This is a genomic window from Nocardioides marinquilinus, from assembly GCF_039543705.1.
In the GTDB taxonomy this organism is placed as follows: Bacteria; Actinomycetota; Actinomycetes; order Propionibacteriales; family Nocardioidaceae; genus Nocardioides; species Nocardioides marinquilinus.
Map to the genome: position 1 here is coordinate 702632 of NZ_BAABKG010000003.1, position 19816 is coordinate 722447.

Here is a 19816-nt window from a genome sequence, read left to right on the forward strand (position 1 = left end):
GAGCTTGTCGAAGGGACGCCGTCCGCTCGCGTTCGCGTGGAGGGCCGGTGGTTTCAACGACGCTCGTTCCTCGCTGCTCAACCACCGGAGTCCACCGGTGGTCGAGCAGGCCGAGCGTCTGCGCGAGGCCGTGGTCGAGACCCCGCGAGGACCACGCGAACGTCCCCGTCAAGGGCCCTTCGACAAGCTCAGGGTCCGTGTGCTCGCGAAGGCGTGGAGGGCCGGTGGTTTCGACGACGCTCGTTCCTCGCTGCTCAACCACCGGTGGTCGAGCAGGCCGAGCGTCTGCGCGAGGCCGTCGTCGAGACCCCGCAAGGACCACGCGAACGTCCCCGTGGAGGGCCCCTCGACAAGCTCAGGGTCCGTGTGCTCGCGAAGGCGTGAAGGGCCGGTGGTTTCGACGACGCTCGTTCCTCGCTGCTCAACCACCGGAGGTCGAGCAGGCCGAGCGTCTGCGCGAGGCCGTCGTCGAGACCCCGCAAGGACCACGCGAACGTCCCCGTGGAGGGCCCTTCGACAAGCTCAGGGTCCGTGGAGGGCCGGAGGTCGGGCCCGGTCAGCAGCTGGCCGAGAGGTCCTCGGCCTGGTTCGCGGCGTAGCCCGTCTTGAGCGAGCCGATGGAGCCGCCGGTGGTGCCGGCGTCCTGCTGCTTCTTCCGCTTCTTGCCCGCGCCGTCGGCGGCGGGGGCGTCGCCCTCGGCGCGGTCGATGGCCTCGGCGACCTTGCGGTGGATGAGCGGGATGTCGGGGTCGGCGGTGTTCACCAGCGGCGGCACGAGCGAGAGCGTGGCGATCTTCTGGCCCTTGGCCTTGAGGGCGAGGTCGAGGAAGCGGTCGACCTCGGAGGCGGGCAGGCTGGTGCTGACCATCTCCGACGAGGCCCGGGCGATGCCCTCGAAGTTGCGCAGCGCGTTGGTGGGGCTGACCTGCTCGAGCAGGGCGTTCATGACGCACTTCTGCCGCGCCATGCGCGAGTAGTCGTCGGAGCCGTAGCGGGCGCGGGCGTACCAGAGCGTCTCGAACCCGTCGAGCTTGCGGGTGCCGGCCTCGATGGTGCCGGTGACCTTGTCGCCGGGCAGGCCGATCGGGATGGGGTCGCGCACGGTGAGGGTGACGCCGCCGACGGCGTCCACGAGGTTCTTGAACCCCTCGAGGTTGACCAGCGCCCAGTAGTTGACCGACAGGCCGGTGATGCCCTCGACGGCCGAGACGGTGGCGTCGATGCCGGGGGTCTTGGTCTTGCCGAACAGCTCGGTGTTGTCCTCGGCCCAGGTCTTGACGCCGTTGAGCATGCAGCCGTCGCAGTCGAACCCGTCGGGGAACTGCTCGGCCATCACCGAGCCCTTGCGGAACGGGAAGCTGCTCATGTTGCGCGGCAGCGCGATCAGCACGGTCTTGCCGGTCTCGGCGTCGACGGAGGCGAGGGTGAGCGAGTCGGGGCGCAGCCCCCAGCGGCCGGCACCGGAGTCGCCGCCCATTAGCAGCACGTTGTAGCGGCCGTGGGTGGCGGCGGTGGCCTCGCCGTCGCCGAAGGTGTCCTGGATGACGCTGCGGGCGACCGCCACGACGTGCGCGCCGGTGAGCAGCGAGCCGGCCACGCCGAGGCAGAGCAGGCCGTTGAAGCCGACCGCGAGCCGGCGGTGGCTCATGCGGTAGCTGAGCGGCTGGCCGATGCGCCAGGCGTCGACGAGCAGCGCGACCCAGGCGAGGGCGAGGGCGGTCAGCGTGAGGTAGAGCCAGAACAGGAACGTGGTGCTGGTCGCCATCCAGAACAGGAACGGCCGGTGCACGACGACGGTGACCGCCATTACCGCGACCAGCCCGAGGAGCCCGAGCCAGGTGCGGAAGGCGATCAGGCCGACCCGCTTGCTGCCCGCCGCGAGCTGCGCGGTGCCGGGCGCGACCAGCGTCATCGCCATGAGCGAGAGGCCACGGCGGAAGCGCACCTGCGCGGCGCGCTCGGAGACCGAGCCGGTGTCGTGGCGTCCCGGGGACGCCGGACGGGAGGGCCGGGCCGGGACGGGTCGGGTCGGGGGGGTGGTCGGCATGGGGCGGTGACTCTCTCTGCTGGGGAAGGAAGCAGAACCTCGCCAGTATCACCAGTCACTGCCGTCACAGGCCCGTGGGCGCGCCGGGCCACCTCGATTCGCCACCGGCCCCACGGACGCCGAGCCGGTCGCAGGGGTCTCCCCCGCCACCGGCCCGCGGAGCGGCGTGGTGGGTGGGCTGGTGGGCGCACGGTAGCGTCGCCGGTCATGACCGACCGTCCCGGCAGCGGCCGGCCCGACGACCCTGCGAACGGCGGGCAGGGCGGCTCGGACCGCCCCGACTTCGGCTGGCTCTACGGCAACCGACCGCCGGACGACGGCCGCGGCGGCGCCGAGGCCCGCCCGGAGCCCCGCCCCGACTCCGGCGACCCCGACCACCAGGCCACTGTCGCGATGCCGGTCCAGCCCCGCGACGACCGTGCGGCGCCGGAGCCGACCCGTCCCACCCAGCAGGCGCCGCGTCCCGAGCCGACCCGGGTTCAGCCGCAGCCGCCGCGCCCGGCGCCGACGCCGCAGCCGGTGCAGCACCAGCCGCCTCCCCCGCCGGCGCCCACCCCGGCCGCCCGCCCGCCCCGACGCGGCGGTGGCGGCTTCTGGGCCCGCCGGGTGCGCAACCCGTTCTTCTGGGTGCGCATGGTCGTGCTGGTGCTCGTGCTCTGGCTGGTCTACACGATCGCCGTGCCGTTCATCGTCTGGCGCAGCGCCGACCAGGTCGCCTACGAGCCGACCGATGGCGACCGCCCCGGCGACCAGGACGGGACGACGTACCTGCTCGTGGGCAGCGACTCGCGCAAGGACCTCACCGAGGAGGAGCGCAAGGAGCTCAGCACCGGCAACCCGTCGTCCGAGCTGACCGACACGATCCTGCTGCTGCACACCGGCAGCGGCCCGAGCGTGCTGCTGTCGATCCCGCGCGACACGATCATCGACCGGCCGTTCTTCTCCGGCAAGATCAACGGCGCCTACGCCCGCGGCGGCGCTCCCTTGCTGACCCGTGTGGTCGAGACCGAGACCGGCATCCGCGTCGACGAGTACGTCGAGATCGGGCTCGGCGGCGTGGCCGACGTCGTCGACGCCGTCGGCGGCATCGAGGTCTGCCCCCGCGAGCGCCTGAAGGACAAGCAGGCCGGCCTCGACATCACCAAGGGCTGCCAGGAGGTCGACGGCACCACGGCGCTGGCCTACTCCCGCTCGCGCAAGGAGTCGACGTTCGGCGACCTCGAGCGGGTGCGACGCCAGCGCGAGGTGATCGGCGCGATCGGCGACAAGGTGCTCTCGCCGTGGTCGGTGATCAACCCGGTCCGCTGGTACCGCCTCAACAGCGCCGTGCCCGACTTCTTCCGCTTCGGCGAGGGCATGAGCGCGATCGGGGCCAGCAAGTGGGCCTACGCGATGACCAAGACCGGCAGCGGCGACAACCGCACCTGCACCGTGCCGGTGACCGACCTGTCGGCCAACAGCTGGAACCGCGAGCTGGCCGACCCGCTGTTCCAGGCGATCGCCGACGACGACACCGAGGCCATCACCGACGAGCAGTGCACGCCGAACGGCATCCCGGTCAACCTCCAGGGCCGTCGGGGCAACGGGTGACCCGGTGAGCTACGAGACCCTCGACTGGGCGGTCGACGACGACGGCGTAGCCACGCTCACGCTCGACCGGCCCGACGCGCTCAACGCCTTCGACCTCACGATGGCGCGCGAGCTGCTCGAGGTCTTCACCACCGAGGCCCGCGACGACGCCGTCCGCGCCGTGGTGGTCACCGGGGCCGGTCGTGCGTTCTGCGCCGGCATGGACCTCTCGGCCGACGGCAACGTCTTCGGTCTCGACGAGACGCTCGAGGTGACGCCCGAGGCGCTGCGCGAGCGGTTCGACGACCCGGCGTACGCCGACGGCGTCCGCGACACCGGTGGCCGGGTGACGCTCGCGATCCACGCGCTGCCCAAGCCGGTGATCGCCGCGATCAACGGCGCCGCCGTCGGCATCGGCGCCACGATGACGCTCGCGATGGACCTGCGGCTCGCCTCGACCCGCGCCCGCATCGGCTTCGTCTTCGGCCGGCTCGGCATCGTGCCCGAGGCGGCGTCCACCTGGTTCCTGCCGCGCATCGTCGGGCTGCAGCAGGCGCTGGAGTGGGTCTACGCCGCCGACATCCTCGACGCGGACGCCGCCCTCGCCGGTCGGCTGGTGCGCTCGGTGCACGAGCCCGACGACCTGCTGCCGGCCGCGCAGGCGCTCGCCCGCTCGTTCGTGGTCGACCGCTCGGCGGTGGCGCTCGGACTGACCAAGCGGCTGATGTACGCCGGCGCCGGGTCCGAGCAGCCGCTCGAGGCGCACCTGGCCGACTCGGTGGCCATGTGGCACGCCTCGGTCGGCGACGGCAAGGAGGGGGTGGCCGCCTTCCTGGAGAAGCGGCCGCCGCACTTCACCGGGCGGGCCTCCGAGCTGCCGCGGGTGCTGCCCCAGTCGTCGTCACAGGCGTCGTCACAGGCGTCGTCCGACCGGCCCTGACTACCGTGGAGGGATGAGCACGACGTCCCCGACCGGCTGGCAGGACCCCGAGTCCGTGCGCTTCATGCTCGACGACTGCGAGACCTGGGCGGTCGTCGGGCTCACCGACAACCCCGCCCGCACGGCGTACTCGATCGCCGAGCTGCTGCAGCAGCGCGGCAAGCGGGTCGTGCCGGTCAACCCCGACGGCGTCGAGGTGCTCGGCGAGACCGGCTACCGCACGCTGGCCGACGTCCCCTTCCCGATCGACGTCGTCGACGTCTTCCGCCGCTCCGAGGCCGCCGGCGAGTTCGCCGACCAGGCCGTCGCGGTGGGTGCGAGGGCGGTGTGGTTCCAGCTCGGCGTGGTCGACGAGGCGGCGTTCGAGCGCACCGTGGCCGCCGGCGTCCCGATGGTCATGGACACCTGCCCGGCCATCGAGTGGCGCGCCCGGGGCTGACGCTCGGTCTCACGACGAGGAACGGCGAGCAACGGCATGGACGACGTGACGGTGCGGCCCGGGCTCGTGGTGACCGACGCCGAGCTGGTCGAGCGGTTCTCGCGCTCGTCCGGGCCGGGCGGTCAGTCGGTGAACACCACCGACAGCCGCGTCGAGCTCGAGCTCGACGTGCTCGCCTCGACGGCCTTCACCGACGCCCAGCGCGCCCGCATCGTCGGCCGCCTCGGCACCCCGGTGGTCGTCGTGGCCTCCGAGCACCGCTCGCAGCACCGCAACCGGGTCGCCGCCCGCGAGCGACTGGCGGACCGCCTGCGCGCAGCCCTCGAGCCCCCGTCTCCCCCACGCCGCGCGACCAAGCCCACCCGCGGCTCCCAGCGCCGCCGTCTCGACGCCAAGAAGCAGCGCGGCCGCACCAAGTCGCTGCGCGGGCGGGTGCGGGACGACTGATCCCGGGCCTCGTCAGGGATACCCGGTTCACCGGGTGTCCCTGACGTTCTCGGGCGTTGCATTGCCCCAGAAGCTCAGGGATACCCGGTCCACCGGGTATTCCTGAGACGGGTGGGGCGGCTGGGACCAGGCCCGGACGCCACGAACGTCGGTGCCGCGACGCCGGTACCTGAGGGCGGCCGACCGGCACCTCAGGCGGAGGAACGGCACCCGCCGCGCGACCTAGCGTCGGTGGCATGACGATCCTGCTGAGCGACCCCGAGGTCGCCGCGGTGCCGGTGCGTGAGAGCGGCGAGCCGCTCGTCCGGCTCGACGCCCGCCTGTCCCCCACCCGCCAGCCGGTGCGCGCCGGCCTGGCCGCCCGGCTCGAGGACGCCGCGGCCGCGCTGCCCGCCGGCGTCTCGCTGCGGGTCGTCGAGGGGCACCGCTCACCGGCCGACCAGCAGGCCGGCATCGACCGCTACTGCGCCGAGCTGCGCGTCGTCCACCCCGGCATCGGGGCGGTCGAGCTGCGCCGGCTGCACAGTCGGTTCGTCTCGCCGATCGAGGTCGCGCCCCACGTGGCCGGCGCCGCCGTCGACCTGACGCTGGTCGACGCGGCCGGCGACGAGCTCGACCTCGGTACCCCCATCGACGCCACCCCCGAGCAGAGCGACGGCCGCTGCTACTTCGCCGCCGACGGCATCGGGGCCGACGCCCGCGCCCACCGCGACCTGCTGGCGCGGGTGCTCGGCGGGGCCGGCCTGGTGAACTACCCCACCGAGTGGTGGCACTGGTCGTACGGCGACCGCTACTGGGCGCTGGTCACCGGCGCCCCTGCCGCGCTCTACGGTCCGCTGGAGCGGGCGGCGTGAGCGCCGTCCTCGCCGCGCCGGTGCCCGTCGTCGGCCCGCGCCTGGCCGTCGACCTCGACGCCGTCGCCGCCAACACCCGCCTGTTCGCCGACCGCACCCCCGGCGCGTTGATGGCCGTCGTCAAGGCCGACGGGTTCGGCCACGGCGCCGCCGCCGTCGCCCGGACGGCGCTCGCGCACGGCGCCGCGTGGCTCGGCGTCACCAGCCTCGCCGAGGCGCTGGCCCTGCGCGCCGAGGGCCTGACGGCGCCGGTGCTCAGCTGGCTCAACCCGGTCGACGCCGACTACACCGCCGCCGTCGGCGCCCGCGTCGACGTCGCCGTGCCGAGCCGCGCGCACCTCGAGGCCGTCACCCGCGCCGGCATCGGCGCCCGGGTGCACCTGCACCTCGACACCGGCATGGCCCGCGACGGCGCCCCGCCGGCCGAGTGGGGCGCGCTGTGCCGCGACGCCCGCCGGGCCGAGCGCGCCGGGCTGCTGCGCGTCGTCGGGGTCATGGGTCACCTCGGCTGCGCCGACGACCCCGCCGACCCCGCCAACGCCGCCGGCCGTGCCGCCTTCGACCACGGCCTCGCCACCGCCCGCGCCACCGGGCTGCGACCGCCGCTGCGCCACCTGGCCGCCACCGCGGCCACCCTCACCGACCCCGCGTCGCTGCACACCATGACCCGCGTCGGCGCCGGCCTGGTCGGCATCGACCCCAGCGGCACCACGCGGCTGCACCCCGCCCTCACCCTCACCGCGCCGGTCGTCGGCGTCCGGCGCGTCGCCGCGGGCACCGCCGTCGGCTACGGCCGCACCTGGACGGCGTCGCGCCCGACCACGCTCGCGCTGCTGCCGCTCGGCTACGCCGACGGGCTGCCGCGTGCGACGTCCGGCCGTGCCGAGGTGCTGCTGCGCGGACGCCGCTGCCGCCTCGTCGGGCGGGTCTCGATGGACCAGGTCGTCGTCGACGCCGGCGACGAGCGGGTGCGACCCGGCGAGGTCGCCACCGTCTTCGGCGCCGGCCGCCACGGCGAGCCCACCACCGCCGAGTGGGCGGTGTGGGCCGACACGATCGAGCACGAGATCGTCACCGGCATCGGCGCCCGGGTGTCGCGGACGGCGTCGTCGTGAGCCGCGTGCGCGTGGCCGTGATCGGGGGCGGCGCCAACTGCGAGCACGAGGTCTCGCTGGCCTCGGCCGCCGCGGTCGCCGACCACCTCGACCCCGCCGCCTACGACGTCGTCCGCCTCACCATCGACCCGCACGGCACCTGGCTCGACCCCGGCGGCCGACCGGTCGGCCTCACCGGCGCCGCGTGCCTGCTGCGCCGCTGCGACGTCGTGCTGCCTGTCGTCCACGGGCCGCACGGCGAGGACGGCACCCTGGCCGCGCTGTGCGAGCTGGCCGGGCTGCCCTACGTCGGCTCCGGCGTCCGCGCCGGGGCGCTGGCCATGGACAAGTGGACGACGAAGCTGGTCGCCGGGGCGGTCGGCGTGGCCACCGCGCCCGGCGTGCTGCTCACCCCCGGCACCCGCGCCGGCCACCGCTGGACCCACCCCGTGGTCGTCAAGCCGGTCGCCGCCGGGTCGAGCCACGGCGTCTCGCTGGTCGAGGACGCCGACGGCCTCGACCCCGCGCTCGAGGCCGCCTTCGCGCTCGACGACCGGGTGCTGGTCGAGGACGTCGTCGTCGGCCGCGAGATCGACGTCGCCGTGCTCGGCCGCCCCGACGGCTCGCGCGTCGTGGCGCCGGCGCTTGAGGTCGTCACCTCGGGCGGGCTGTTCGACCACGACGACAAGTACGGCGGCCACGCCGACCTGCGCGTGCCCGCCGACCTCGACGACGCCGCGGCCAAGGAGCTCGAGGACGCCGCGGTGCGGGTCTACGACGCCCTGGGCTGCGCCGGGGTCGCCCGTGTCGACTTCTTCTGGACCGGGGCCGGCGCCGTCCTCAACGAGGTCAACACCATGCCCGGCTTCACCGAGCACTCGCAGGTGCCGCGCATGTTCGCCGCCGCCGGCCTCGGCTACGCCGACCTGCTCGACGTGCTGGTCCGCGACGCGCTGGCGTGACGACTGGCGTGCCGGGCGGCGGCCGGTCCGGTGAGAGGGTGTGGCCCGTGAGGCGTGACCTGGCCGCGTGGGCGCCCGAGGCCGTGCTCGGCGTCGCGCTGCTGCTCGCCGGGCTGCTGGTCGACCTCGAGCCGTCCCGCGGCACCGACGGGTCGACGCTGCTGGTGCTGCTGGGCACGGTGGCCGCCGCCGTGCTCTGCCGCCAGGTGCCCGCGGCGTCCCTCGCCCTCGTCTGGGTCGTGGGCGCCTACCAGCTCTACACCGCGACGCCGCTGCTCGCGGTGCAGCTCAGCGTGGCGCTCGTCGCCTACGGCTGCGCCCGCTGGGGCGACCGGTGGGTGCTGGTCGCCAGCGCCCTTTCGATCCCGGCGGGCGCCGCGATCGGCCTGACGCTGGTGGCGAGGTTCGACTACTTCCCCTTCGAGGAGGCCAGCCGCACCCGCCGCATCGTCAACCTGCTGCAGGACCTCGGCCTCACCGGCCTGGTGATCGTGCTGGCCGTGCCCGTGCTCGTGCTCGCGGCCCCGTGGTTCCTCGGCCTCGTCGTGCGGCTGGCGTCGCGGGCGCGGGAGTCGCGCGAGTCGCAGCTGCGCGCCGAGGAGGCGACCGTCCGCGCCGAGACCGAGACCGCGCAGGCCCGCGAGATCGCGCGGCTTCGCGACGACCAGACCCGGCTCGCGCGCGACGTCCACGACGTCGTCGGGCACTCCCTGGCGGTGATCCTGGCGCAGGCCGAGTCGGGGCAGTACCTGCCGGACGACGACCCCGCGCGCCTGAAGCAGACCCTGGCGACGATCGCCACCTCGGCGCGCTCGTCGCTGCAGGACGTGCGCCAGGTGCTGTCCTCCCCCGACTCCACGCCCGAGACGCGGCCGCTCGACACGCTGGTGGACGGCGTCCGGGCCGGCGGGCACGAGGTGGTGCTGCGCGAGCTCGGCACCGAGCGGCCGCTGCCGCCCGACCTCGAGGTGACCGCCTACCGGGTGCTGCAGGAGATGCTCACCAACGCCGTCAAGCACGGACGCCGCGACGAGCCGGTCTTCGTCGAGCGGCACTGGCCCGACGACGCCCTGGCCGACGAGCTGCGCATCGAGGTGCGCAACGCGATCGCGCACCTCGACGAGGCCGGCAACGGGCTCGGGCTCGACGGGATGCGGCAGCGCCTCGACGCGGTCGGCGGACGGCTCGACGTCCGCCGGCGCGAGGAGGAGGCGACGTTCACCGTCACCGCCTGGCTACCGTTGGGCCCCCGATGAGCACTCCGGCAGCCGAGACCGACATCCGCGTGCTCCTGGTCGACGACCAGGACCTCTTCCGCGAGGGGGTGCGCGTCATCGTCGACGCCCAGGAGGGCATGAGCGTCGTCGGCGCCGCGGCCGACGGCACCGAGGCGGTGCGGCTGGTCGACGAGCTGGCCCCCGACGTCGTCCTCATGGACATCCGCATGCCCGAGCTGGACGGCGTCGAGGCGACCCGCCAGATCTTCGCGCCGGCCCGCGTGGCGCGGCGCGAGGCGGCCGGCGGACGCCCGACGCGGGTGGTGGTGCTGACGACGTTCAACCTCGACGACCGGGCGGCGACGGCGATCCGCCACGGCGCCAGCGGGTTCCTGCTCAAGGACACCACGCCGGTGCAGCTGCGCGACGCCATCCGCACCGTCTTCGCCGGCAACGCCGTGCTCGCGCCCGGCGACCTCACCACGCTGATGGCCGGCAGCTTCACCGCCCCCACCCCCACCCCCGCCGCCTACCTCGGCCTGACCGAGAAGGAGCGCGAGGTCTTCGCCGCCGTCGCCCGCGGCCTGTCGAACACCGAGATCGCCGCCTCGGTCTTCCTCTCCGAGTCGACGGTCAAGACCCACGTCGGCGCCATCCTCCGCAAGCTCACCCTCCGCGACCGCGTCCAGATCGTCGTCTACGCCCACGAGCACGGCCTCACCTGACGGGTCGACGGCCTCGGACGCCGTCCCTTGGTCGAGCAGCCCGTGACGATGGTCGAGGTGCGAGGAGCCCTGGCGACGAGCCTCGAGACCACCGGCCATCCGAGACCAGCTCGACCCCACGGACCCTCAGCCCGTCGCAGGGCCGGTCTGCCGGTGGTTGAGCAGCGAGCCCCAGCGAGCGTCGTCGAAACCACCGGCCCGTCGAGGCCAGCCCGACCCCACAGACCCTGAGCCTGTCGAAGGGCCCGCACCGGTGGTTGAGCAGCGAGCGTCTGCGCGAGCGTCGTCGAAACCACCGGCCCACCAAGGCCAGCCCGACCACACGGACCCTGAGCTTGTCGAAGGGCACCTCGACGTTCTCCACAGGCCATCGAACACATCAGCGGTTGTCAGTGGACGGCGATAGAATCGGCGCATGTCGACCACCACCAAGACCCCCCGCGTGAGCAGCGACCCGCTGCTCGACGCGGTCGAGTCCGTAGTGGTCGAGCAAGCCCGGATCGACGTCGCCAAGCTCCGCGCCGTGCTCGCCTGGGCAGCCGAGAACGAGGTGGACGACGCCGACTACATCACCGACGCGCTCGCCGAGCCCGGGCTCGAGGTCGCCGGCCCGGGCGCTCCCGTTGTGCTCGAGTGGGCGGCCCTCGACCTCGCTGCGGTCATGGGCGTCTCGACCGACTCCGGACTCCAACACCTCGGCCACGCCCTCGAGCTGCGCCACCGCCTCCCCCGGTTGTTCACCCGCGTGGACGCCGGCGAGGTTCCGGTGTGGCGGGCATTCCGGGTCGCCGAGCACACCGTGGTCCTCAGCAAGGTCGGCGCCGCGTTCGTCGACCAGGCCCTCGCCCCGTTCGCCCACGACCTCTCACTGGCCCAGATCGAGCGGACCACCGCCGCCGCCATCGCCCGGTTCGACCCCGCCGAAGCCGAACGCCGCCGGGTCGAAGCAGCCGAACGCCGCGGTGTCGACATCCGATTGAACGGGTTCGACGTCCCGGTCAACGGCACCGTCGAGATCGCCGCTACGGTGGACGTCGCCGACGCGATCGACCTCGAAGCCGCCGTCCGCGCCGGCGCGCAGCGGCTCGCCGACCTCGGTTCGACCGAGACCCTCGACGTCCGCCGGTCGCAGGCGCTCGGCGAGATGGCCCGAGCTCAGCTCGCGCTCGACCTGGACACAAATGCCGGTCGCGGCGTGACGCTCTACGCCCACCTCGACGGCACCGACGTCGGCGTCCTCGACAACACCCAGACCCCCGTGCTCATCGAGCAGATCAAGCAGTGGTGCGCAGCCGCCGGCACGAAGGTCACCGTGCGACCCGTCGTCGACCTCAATGTCGAGCGAGTCACCGACGCCTACCGCCCGAGCCCCGCCGTTGCCGAGCACGTCCTGCTCCGCGACCGCCACTGCGTCTTCCCACGCTGCACCAGGCGCCGCGTGGACCTCGACCACATCCACCCGTACGAGTCCGGTGGACCGACCTCGACATCCAACCTCGCCCCGCTCTGCCGCAGACACCACCGCGCCAAGACCCACAGCCGCTGGCGTTACCGCATGCTCGAACCCGGCCGCTACGAATGGACCAGCCCCACCGGCCGCACCCACCTCGTCGACCGCCGACGACGACCCTGACCGCCCCACACCCCGCCCCGGCGGGGCTACCGGCGCGCGTTGGGGCCCTTCGACAAGCTCAGGGTCCGTACGGGGCGCGTTCGCGTTGACCGTGCGAGGTCTCGACGCTCGGCCGTGGCCGGCCTCGTCGAAACCACCGGCCCTCCACGCGAACGTTCGCACGGGGTGCCCTTCGACAAGCTCAGGGTCCGTACGGGGACGTTCGCGTTGACCGTGCGAGGTCTCGAGGCCGGCCGCGGCCGGCCTCGAGAGCACCGCAGCGCTCACGCCCGACCCAGCCACGGGGCGGTGAAGAGCCACCACCCGCCGGCGCGGACGAGCACCCGGTGCAGCGCCAGGCTGAGCGCGAGCACCAGCGCGGTCGCGGCGGCCGGGTAGAGCAGCGCTGCGACGACGGACGACGTCGGCAGCCAGCGCTCGGAGGCCAGGTGCAGCAGCGCCACGAGCGGCAGGTGGACGACGTACACCGGCAGCGTCAACCGCCCCAGCCGGGCCAGCGGCGTCCCGACGCGGGTCGGGGCGACCAGCACGGCCACGCCGGCGCCGGCCGCGATGCCGAGCAGGCCCAGGCCGGGGCGGACGTCGAGCCAGCGGTCGGCGTCCAGGCCCTGCCAGGCCACGGTGGCCAGGCCGAACGCGACGACGGCTGCCACCCCCACCCGCCGTCGCGTGAGGGTCCGCGGCAGCGCGGCGACCCGCGTGCCGAGCAGGAACCACACCAGGTTGACCAGCAGTCCCTCGCGGTTGCCCGGGGTCGCGACGAGCCCGGCGCCGGCCACCACCGCGAGGCCGGCCGCCGCGACCAGCGCGACGTGCGGCGCCCGCCGGGTCGCCCGCGCCACCGCCACGTAGGCCGCCAGCGCCAGCAGGTACCAGAGGTTGCCGGGGGTCACGGTGAGCTGCACCAGCAGCTCGCCGGGCGAGCCGGCGACCGCGGTGTCGAAGCCGGGCGTCAGCCGCAGCACCAGCGTGTGCACGAGCGTCCAGAGCACGAACAGGTACAGCAGCGGCGCCACCCGCCGCGCGCCGAGGCGGCCCCACGGCTCGGCGAGGCGCCGGGCGGCGAACAGGCCCGAGATGGCGAAGAACAACGGCATGCGCACCGGCAGCAGCGCCTGCGAGAGCCAGCCCCACGCGCCGGTGACCGGCACGTCGAGGCTCCACGGCAGCGCCAGGTAGTCCTTGCGCGTGACGTGCCACAGCACGACGAGCACGATGCACGCGCCCTTCGCCACGTCGGCCCAGGCCTGCCGAGCGGCGGTGGCCTCGTGCGTCGCGGGTCTGGCGTCGGGGCGTGTGCTCACCCGGCGAGCCTCGCGGCGGAGTCCCTCCTGGCGGATCGGCCGTACGTGCCGCCCGCCTCGTTCGCAGGTGCCGCTAGAACCCCAGACGCCGCGCGCCGGACTCGCCGCGGACGGCGGCGCCCTTGGCGTGGGCGGCCTGGCGCAGGTCGTCCTGGAAGGCCGTCATGCGCTCGCGCAGCGCGGCGTCGGACGCCGCCAGGATGCGCACGGCGAGCAGGCCGGCGTTGCGGGCGCCGCCCACGGCCACGGTGGCCACGGGCACCCCCGAGGGCATCTGCACGATCGAGAGCAGCGAGTCGAGGCCGTCGAGGTGCTTGAGCGGCACCGGGACGCCGATGACCGGCAGCGGCGTGACGGCGGCGAGCATGCCGGGCAGGTGGGCGGCGCCGCCGGCCCCGGCGATGATGACCGACAGCCCGCGCCCGGCCGCGTCGCGTCCGTAGGCGAGCATCTCCTCCGGCATCCGGTGCGCCGAGACGACGTCGGCCTCGTGCGTCACGCCGAACTCCTCGAGCGCGAGGGCGGCGTCCTTCATCACCGGCCAGTCGGAGTCGGAGCCCATCACGATCCCGACGGTGGGCCCGACGGTGGGCCCGGCCGTGGCAGCTGTCTCGCTCATCTCACTCGCTCTCGTCGCCCAGGTCGCCGCTGAACCACGCGGCCGCGTGCCGTGCCCGCTCGAGGCAGTCGTCGAGGTCGTCGCCGTAGGCGTTGACGTGCCCCAGCTTGCGCCCGGGCCGCGGCTCCTTGCCGTACAGGTGCACCCGCAGCCGCGGGTCGCGGGCCATCGCGTGCGGGTAGCCGTCGTGCAGCCGCGTGGTGTGCTCGCTGCCGAGCACGTTGACCATCACGGTCCACCGCTCGCGCGCGGACGGCGCCCCGAGCGGCAGGTCGAGGACGGCGCGCAGGTGGTTCTCGAACTGCGAGGTGACGGCGCCGTCCTGGGTCCAGTGACCGGTGTTGTGCGGGCGCATCGCCAGCTCGTTGACGAGCAGGCGGTGGCGTCGTCCCGAGCCTGTCGAAGGGGCTTGGGTCTCGAACAGCTCGACGGCGAGCACCCCGGTCACGTCGAGCTCGCCCGCCACCCGCAGCGCCAGCTGCTGGGCCTCGACGGCCAGGTCGGGGTCGAGGTCGGGCGCGGGGGCGACGACCTCGTGGCAGATGCCGTCGCGCTGGGTCGACTGCACCACCGGGTAGGCCGCGGCCTGCCCGCTGGGGGCGCGGACGACGAGCGCGCTCAGCTCGCGGCGGAAGTCGACGAGCTCCTCGGCGAGGAGCCGCACGCCGGCGTCGGCCTGCTCGGCGGCCACCCGCAGCGGCTCGTCGGCGTCGGCGGGCTCGCGCACCACCCACACGCCGCGGCCGTCGTAGCCGCCGCGCGTCGTCTTCAGCACGCACGGCAGCCCGAACGCCTCGACGGCGGCGCGGTCGGCGACGATCGCGCTGCGCGGGCCGGGCACGCCGAGGGCCGCCATCCGCTCGCGCATCACGCCCTTATCCTGGGCGTGCACGAGCGCGTCGGGTCCGGGCCGGGTGGGCACGCCGGCCTCGGCCAGCGCCCGCAGGTGCTCGCCGGGCACGTGCTCGTGCTCGACGGTGAGCACGGCGGCGCCGTCGGCGACCCGGCGCAGCGCGTCGAGGTCGGTGTGGTGGCCGACGACGCGGTCGCGCAGCACCTGCGCGGCCGACGAGGCGTCGTCGTCGGTCAGCAGCCGCAGCGGGACGCCGAGCGCGGCGGCCGGCTCGGCGAGCATGCGGGCGAGCTGTCCGCCGCCGACGACGGCGACGACCGGGGCGGGCTGCACGCCCAGCAGGCTAGCGAATGCGGTCGTTCGCCTGACCCTGCAGCCAGGGACTGGCCGCCGTGCGCTCCATGCCGCTGTTCGCGACGGGGGCCGGGCCGGACGGGGCCGACGGGCGCGACCGGCCCGACGGGGGACGCGGCGCGGTGGCCTTGGCGTCGGGCCGGGGCGCGCGCACCGGCGGCTCCAGCTCGAAGCGCAGGCCCTTGCCGCGCACCGTGCTGATCAGGTGCGGGCGGCGGCTGTCGTCGCCGAGCTTGCGGCGCACCCAGCCGAGGTGCACGTCGATGGTCTTGGACGACGTCCAGAACGTGGTGTCCCAGACCTCCCGCATGAGCACCTCACGGCTCACCAGCTCGCCGGCACGCGAGATGAGCGCGAGCAGGAGGTCGAACTCCTTGCGTGAGAAGGCCACCGGCTCACCGGCGACCCAGACCTTGCGGGTGACCGGGTCGACCCGGACGCCCTGCACGTCGTACACGCTGGTCAACCTAGGGGCGCCGCCGCGGCCCGGCAGCCGAAACGGACAGATCTACCGACCCTGTGACACCGCGGTCTAGACCAGAGGGGTCGGACGCCGCTCAGTGGCGCCGGACGGCGACCGGCTCGACGAGTCCGAACCCTCGCACCGGGCGGGCCGGAAGCCGCCGGGTGTCGAAGGTGTCGGGGGGCAGCAGGGCCGCGGTGGCCTCGTCGATGATGATGTGGTTGCGCCGCGCGACGGCGGTCAGCCGGGCGGCCATGTTGACCGGCGGGCCGAAGACGTCGCCGAGCCGCAGGACGACGTCACCGGTGGCCAGGCCGAGCCGCACGTCGGGCATCCGGGCGTCGCGGCCGATGACCGCGATGATCCCCTCGGCGGTGTCGTAGGCGTCGACGGGGTCGTCGTTCACGAACAGCACCGAGTCGCCCAGGCTCTTGATGATGCGCCCGCGGCGCGCGGCGACGACGTCGGCGCAGCGGGACTCGAACAGCTCGACGAGGTCGCCGATGCGCTCGCGGCTGAGGCGGTTGCTCAGGGCGGTGAACCCCACGATGTCGGCGAAGCCCACGCTCAGGCGGGTCAGGTGCCGGTCGTCCTCGTCGAGGGCGGTGACGCGGGCGACCGCGGCGGCCAGGTGGCGCCGCCATGCGTAGACCATGAGGGCCTCGAAGCCCTCCCCCAGCTCGGTGAGCAGCTCGGTCGTCGTGCGCGGGTCGGTGCCGTCGTCGGGGCGGCCGGCGAGCTCCTCGACCCGGCTGACCAGCGCGCCGACCTCCCAGTCGGCCAGCCGCGCCATCGTCTGGCCGAGGGCGCGGGTGACGGTGACGGCGAGGTCGAAGTCGAGCAGGCCCGAGCGCACGGAGGCCACCAGCGTCGAGACCGCGGCGGCGTCGGAGTCGGTGAAGACCGCCGCGCCGTCGGCCTCGGGGAAGCCGAGCGCCCGCCACAGGCGACGGGCCTCGTCGAGGGTGAGCCCGGTCCGCTCGGCGACGTCGGCGGCGGTGTAGGCGGGCTCGGCCCGCAGGATGGCGCGCACGAGCTCGGCCGGGTCGCCCCACGGACGCGCGGCGGCGCCGTCCGGGTCGGGCCCGGGTGGCTCGGGTGACTGGTCGGACAGGGCGATCAGTGACCCTCGTGGTAGCGCGACTCGCCGCGGTGCAGGTCGTGCAGCAGCTGGTTGAGGCGGCGCTGGGTGTCCTCGACGTGCGGGATGTCGTGGATGCGCACCTGGCCGTTGGTGCTGGCGTCGCTGATGACGAGCGTGCCGCAGCCGAGCAGCCGGTCGACGAGGTCGCGCTCGTAGGCGACGTCGCTGATGCGGCTGAGCGGGATGTCGTGGCCGCGGCGGGTGATCACGCCGCTGCGCGTGATGAGCCGCCGGTTGGTGATCGTGTAGGAGCCGGTGAGCCACACCAGCAGCGGCCAGCCGAAGCGCCACAGCGCGAGCACGAGCAGCACGGCCCAGACGACGAGGTCGTCGACGGTGCCGTCGATCCAGTCGCTGGCGAAGCGCTGGAAGGCCACGCCGACGACGAGCAGGAGGAGCAGCGTGAGCAGCGGCAGCAGCAGCGCCTTGGCGTGCGTGCGGGTGCTGACGACGATCTCTTCGCCGGGGTTGAGCAGCTTGGACGAGATGACCACGGCGTCATCATGGCACCGATCACACCCCGCGAGGCGAGGACGCCGGGCAGGCGCGGGTCAGCCGCGGGTCAGGCGGTGCGCACGTGGACGACGTCGCCGGCCGCGACCGGGTGGCGGCGTCCCTCGACCTCGACGACCAGCTGCCCGGCCGGGTCGATCTCGAGGGCGAGGCCCTCAAGCGAGGTGCCGTCGGGCAGGTCGACCTTGACCTGGCGGCCGAGGGTGACGCAGGCGGCGGCGTAGGACTCGTGCACGCGCATGTTGTTGAGGTCGCCGCCGATCTCCCACGCGTCGATGGCCTCGCGGACGGCGTTGAGCACCTCGACGAGCAGGTCGGTGCGGTCGACGGGCTCGCCGGTCTCGAGCTGCAGCGAGGTGGCCTCGGGCACGGGCAGCTCGTCGGCGGTCTGGGAGACGTTGATGCCGATGCCCACGACGGCGGCCGGGCCGTCGGGCGTCTCGAGGCGCTCGACGAGGATGCCGGCCACCTTCTTCTCCCCGATCAGGACGTCGTTCGGCCACTTGACGCCGGCGTCCAGCCCGCGGGCCTTGAGCACCTTGTCGACGGCGTAGCCGGCGATCAGCGGCAGCCACGGCCACGAGCGGGTGGGCGCTTCCGGGCGCAGCAGCATCGAGAAGGTGACCGCGGTGCCGGGCGTGGTCTCCCAGGTGCGGTCGAGACGGCCGCGGCCCGCGCTCTGGTGGTCGGCCACGACGACCAGTCCGTCGGGGGTGCCGGCGGCCTGGGCGCGCTGGGCCACCGCGCGGTTGGTCGACGGCAGCACCTCGACGACCTCGACGGCGAGGTCGGGCATCAGCTCGGGGTTGTCGGCCCCGAGGCGGGCGGTGTCGAGCGGTGGGCGCGCGGCCGAGTCCGTGGTCACGGGTCTAGCCTGTCCTACCGCGTGCCCGAGGGCCAGCACCGCCCCGAGGGGCGGGCGCCGGCGACCGGGCGGCGAGCCGTTCCAGACCAGCCCTGCCCACCAGCCCGGCGAGGAGACACGTGAGCGCACAGCCCGGCGAGGGGACCGACGTCCCCGACGACCTCGACCTGCACACCACGGCCGGCAAGCTGGCCGACCTCGACCGCCGGCTCGACGAGGCCGTGCACGCGGGGTCGGCGAAGGCGGTCGAGAAGCAGCACGCCAAGGGCCGCAAGACGGCCCGCGAGCGCATCGAGGCGCTCTTCGACGAGGGCTCCTTCGTCGAGCTCGACGAGCTGGCGCGGCACCGCTCCACGGCGTTCGGGCTGGAGAGGACCCGGCCCTACGGCGACGGCGTGGTCACCGGCTACGGCACCGTCGACGGCCGCCAGGTGTGCGTCTTCAGCCAGGACTTCACCGTCTTCGGCGGCTCGCTGGGCGAGGTCTACGGCGAGAAGATCACCAAGGTGATGGACCTCGCCATGAAGACCGGGTGCCCCATCATCGGCATCAACGAGGGCGCGGGCGCCCGCATCCAGGAGGGCGTGGTCTCGCTCGGCCTGTACGGCGAGATCTTCCGTCGCAACGTGCACGCCTCGGGCGTCATCCCGCAGCTGAGCCTGATCATGGGCAACTGCGCCGGCGGCCACGTCTACTCCCCCGCCGTCACCGACTTCACCGTGATGGTCGACCAGACCTCCGCGATGTTCATCACCGGCCCCGACGTCATCAAGACCGTCACCGGCGAGGACGTCACGATGGAGGACCTCGGCGGCGCCCGGGCGCACAACACCAAGTCGGGCAACGCCCACTACATGGGCTCCGACGAGGACGACGCCCTCGACTACGTCAAGGCGCTGCTGTCGTACCTGCCGCAGAACAACCTCGACGAGGGCCCGCGCTTCGAGGCGCCCGCCGACCTCGAGGTCGGGGACGACGACCTCGCGCTCGACACGCTGATCCCCGACGGCTCGAACCAGCCCTACGACATGCACGACGTCATCACCGCGGTGGTCGACGACGGCGAGTTCCTCGAGGTGCAGGAGCTGTTCGCCCCGAACATCGTGGTGGGCTTCGGCCGCGTCGAGGGCGCCTCGGTGGGCGTGGTGGCCAACCAGCCGCTGCAGTTCGCCGGCACCCTCGACATCGACGCCTCCGAGAAGGCGGCCCGCTTCGTGCGATTCTGCGACGCCTTCAACATCCCGGTGCTGACCTTCGTCGACGTCCCCGGCTTCCTGCCCGGCACCGACCAGGAGTGGAACGGCATCATCCGCCGCGGCGCGAAGCTGATCTACGCCTACGCCGAGGCCACCGTGCCGCTGGTCACCGTCATCACGCGCAAGGCCTACGGCGGCGCCTACGACGTCATGGGCTCCAAGCACCTCGGCGCCGACATCAACCTGGCGTGGCCGACGGCGCAGATCGCCGTGATGGGCGCCCAGGGCGCCGCCAACATCGTGCACCGCAAGACGCTGGCGCAGGTCGAGAAGGACGGCGGCGACGTCGAGGCCCGGCGCGCCGAGCTGATCGACGAGTACGAGCAGACGCTCGCCAACCCCTACATCGCGGCCGAGCGCGGCTACGTCGACGCCGTCATCACCCCGCACGAGACGCGGGTCGAGGTGGTGCGGGCGCTGCGGCTGCTGCGCACCAAGCGCGAGACGCTGCCCGCCAAGAAGCACGGGAACATCCCCCTGTGAGCGGGGGCAGCGAAGCGCCCCCACGAACAGGGGGA

At 74.1% G+C, this 19816-nt stretch carries 19 protein-coding genes; 11 read left to right on the top strand and 8 right to left on the bottom strand.

What is annotated here, in order from left to right; translation table 11 throughout:
• Positions 1 to 556: 556 nt before the first annotated feature.
• Positions 557 to 2047 carry an LCP family protein gene (locus ABEA04_RS14475; protein ID WP_345459795.1) on the bottom strand — a complete coding sequence of 497 codons (1491 nt, stop codon included), beginning with the start codon at positions 2045 to 2047 and terminating at the stop codon, positions 557 to 559.
• Positions 2048 to 2254: 207 nt separating this feature from the next.
• On the opposite strand from ABEA04_RS14475, the gene ABEA04_RS14480 reads away from it, so the two are divergent.
• The 10 genes from ABEA04_RS14480 (at position 2255) to ABEA04_RS14525 (ending at position 11927) form a co-directional block, all read left to right on the top strand.
• Positions 2255 to 3637, top strand: coding sequence for an LCP family protein (locus tag ABEA04_RS14480; RefSeq protein WP_345459798.1), 1383 nt, complete (start codon positions 2255 to 2257; stop codon positions 3635 to 3637).
• Between the two features lie 4 nt (positions 3638 to 3641).
• On the top strand, positions 3642 to 4556 hold the full coding sequence (locus tag ABEA04_RS14485; protein ID WP_345459801.1) for a crotonase/enoyl-CoA hydratase family protein: 915 nt from the start codon (positions 3642 to 3644) through the stop codon (positions 4554 to 4556).
• A gap of 13 nt (positions 4557 to 4569) precedes the next feature.
• Positions 4570 to 4995 carry a CoA-binding protein gene (locus ABEA04_RS14490; protein WP_345459804.1) on the top strand — a complete coding sequence of 142 codons (426 nt, stop codon included), beginning with the start codon at positions 4570 to 4572 and terminating at the stop codon, positions 4993 to 4995.
• Positions 4996 to 5031: 36 nt separating this feature from the next.
• Entirely contained in the window at positions 5032 to 5442 is a 411-nt protein-coding gene (gene arfB, locus ABEA04_RS14495) for an alternative ribosome rescue aminoacyl-tRNA hydrolase ArfB (RefSeq protein ID WP_345459807.1), read from the top strand.
• A 236-nt stretch (positions 5443 to 5678) separates the two neighbouring features.
• Positions 5679 to 6296 (top strand): M15 family metallopeptidase, encoded by a 618-nt coding sequence (locus ABEA04_RS14500; RefSeq protein ID WP_345459810.1) that lies wholly within the window; start codon positions 5679 to 5681, stop codon positions 6294 to 6296.
• Positions 6293 to 7411: an alanine racemase gene (gene alr / locus ABEA04_RS14505; protein ID WP_345459813.1), complete on the top strand. Its 1119-nt coding sequence runs from the start codon at positions 6293 to 6295 to the stop codon at positions 7409 to 7411. Before ABEA04_RS14500 ends, alr begins: the two co-directional genes overlap by 4 nt.
• The gene (locus ABEA04_RS14510) at positions 7408 to 8352 is read left to right on the top strand and encodes a D-alanine--D-alanine ligase family protein (RefSeq protein WP_345459815.1); all 945 of its coding nucleotides are present in this window, start codon (positions 7408 to 7410) and stop codon (positions 8350 to 8352) included. Before alr ends, ABEA04_RS14510 begins: the two co-directional genes overlap by 4 nt.
• Before the next feature lie 47 nt (positions 8353 to 8399).
• Positions 8400 to 9608 carry a sensor histidine kinase gene (locus tag ABEA04_RS14515; protein ID WP_345459818.1) on the top strand — a complete coding sequence of 403 codons (1209 nt, stop codon included), beginning with the start codon at positions 8400 to 8402 and terminating at the stop codon, positions 9606 to 9608.
• Entirely contained in the window at positions 9605 to 10294 is a 690-nt protein-coding gene (locus tag ABEA04_RS14520; protein WP_345459821.1) for a response regulator, read from the top strand. Before ABEA04_RS14515 ends, ABEA04_RS14520 begins: the two co-directional genes overlap by 4 nt.
• A gap of 415 nt (positions 10295 to 10709) precedes the next feature.
• On the top strand, positions 10710 to 11927 hold the full coding sequence (locus ABEA04_RS14525) for an HNH endonuclease signature motif containing protein (protein ID WP_345459824.1): 1218 nt from the start codon (positions 10710 to 10712) through the stop codon (positions 11925 to 11927).
• Positions 11928 to 12190: 263 nt separating this feature from the next.
• On the opposite strand, the gene ABEA04_RS14530 is transcribed toward ABEA04_RS14525, so the two are convergent.
• The 7 genes from ABEA04_RS14530 to ABEA04_RS14560 all read right to left on the bottom strand — a co-directional run bounded on the left by ABEA04_RS14530 (position 12191) and on the right by ABEA04_RS14560 (position 18042).
• On the bottom strand, positions 12191 to 13231 hold the full coding sequence (locus ABEA04_RS14530) for an acyltransferase family protein (protein ID WP_345459827.1): 1041 nt from the start codon (positions 13229 to 13231) through the stop codon (positions 12191 to 12193).
• A 73-nt stretch (positions 13232 to 13304) separates the two neighbouring features.
• On the bottom strand, positions 13305 to 13850 hold the full coding sequence (gene purE / locus ABEA04_RS14535; RefSeq protein WP_345459830.1) for a 5-(carboxyamino)imidazole ribonucleotide mutase: 546 nt from the start codon (positions 13848 to 13850) through the stop codon (positions 13305 to 13307).
• Between the two features lies 1 nt (position 13851).
• Positions 13852 to 15042 carry a 5-(carboxyamino)imidazole ribonucleotide synthase gene (locus tag ABEA04_RS14540; protein ID WP_425577041.1) on the bottom strand — a complete coding sequence of 397 codons (1191 nt, stop codon included), beginning with the start codon at positions 15040 to 15042 and terminating at the stop codon, positions 13852 to 13854.
• A gap of 4 nt (positions 15043 to 15046) precedes the next feature.
• Entirely contained in the window at positions 15047 to 15514 is a 468-nt protein-coding gene (locus ABEA04_RS14545) for a winged helix-turn-helix domain-containing protein (protein WP_345459836.1), read from the bottom strand.
• A gap of 100 nt (positions 15515 to 15614) precedes the next feature.
• Positions 15615 to 16553, bottom strand: a complete 939-nt coding sequence (locus ABEA04_RS14550) for an adenylate/guanylate cyclase domain-containing protein (protein ID WP_345459839.1) — start codon at positions 16551 to 16553, stop codon at positions 15615 to 15617.
• Between the two features lie 86 nt (positions 16554 to 16639).
• Positions 16640 to 17158 carry a PH domain-containing protein gene (locus ABEA04_RS14555; protein ID WP_345459842.1) on the bottom strand — a complete coding sequence of 173 codons (519 nt, stop codon included), beginning with the start codon at positions 17156 to 17158 and terminating at the stop codon, positions 16640 to 16642.
• Positions 17159 to 17226: 68 nt separating this feature from the next.
• Positions 17227 to 18042, bottom strand: a complete 816-nt coding sequence (locus tag ABEA04_RS14560; RefSeq protein WP_345459845.1) for a biotin--[acetyl-CoA-carboxylase] ligase — start codon at positions 18040 to 18042, stop codon at positions 17227 to 17229.
• A gap of 119 nt (positions 18043 to 18161) precedes the next feature.
• Between ABEA04_RS14560 and ABEA04_RS14565 the strand changes: the two genes are divergently transcribed.
• Positions 18162 to 19781 (top strand): acyl-CoA carboxylase subunit beta, encoded by a 1620-nt coding sequence (locus tag ABEA04_RS14565; RefSeq protein WP_345459848.1) that lies wholly within the window; start codon positions 18162 to 18164, stop codon positions 19779 to 19781.
• The last annotated feature ends 35 nt before the right edge of the window (positions 19782 to 19816 follow it).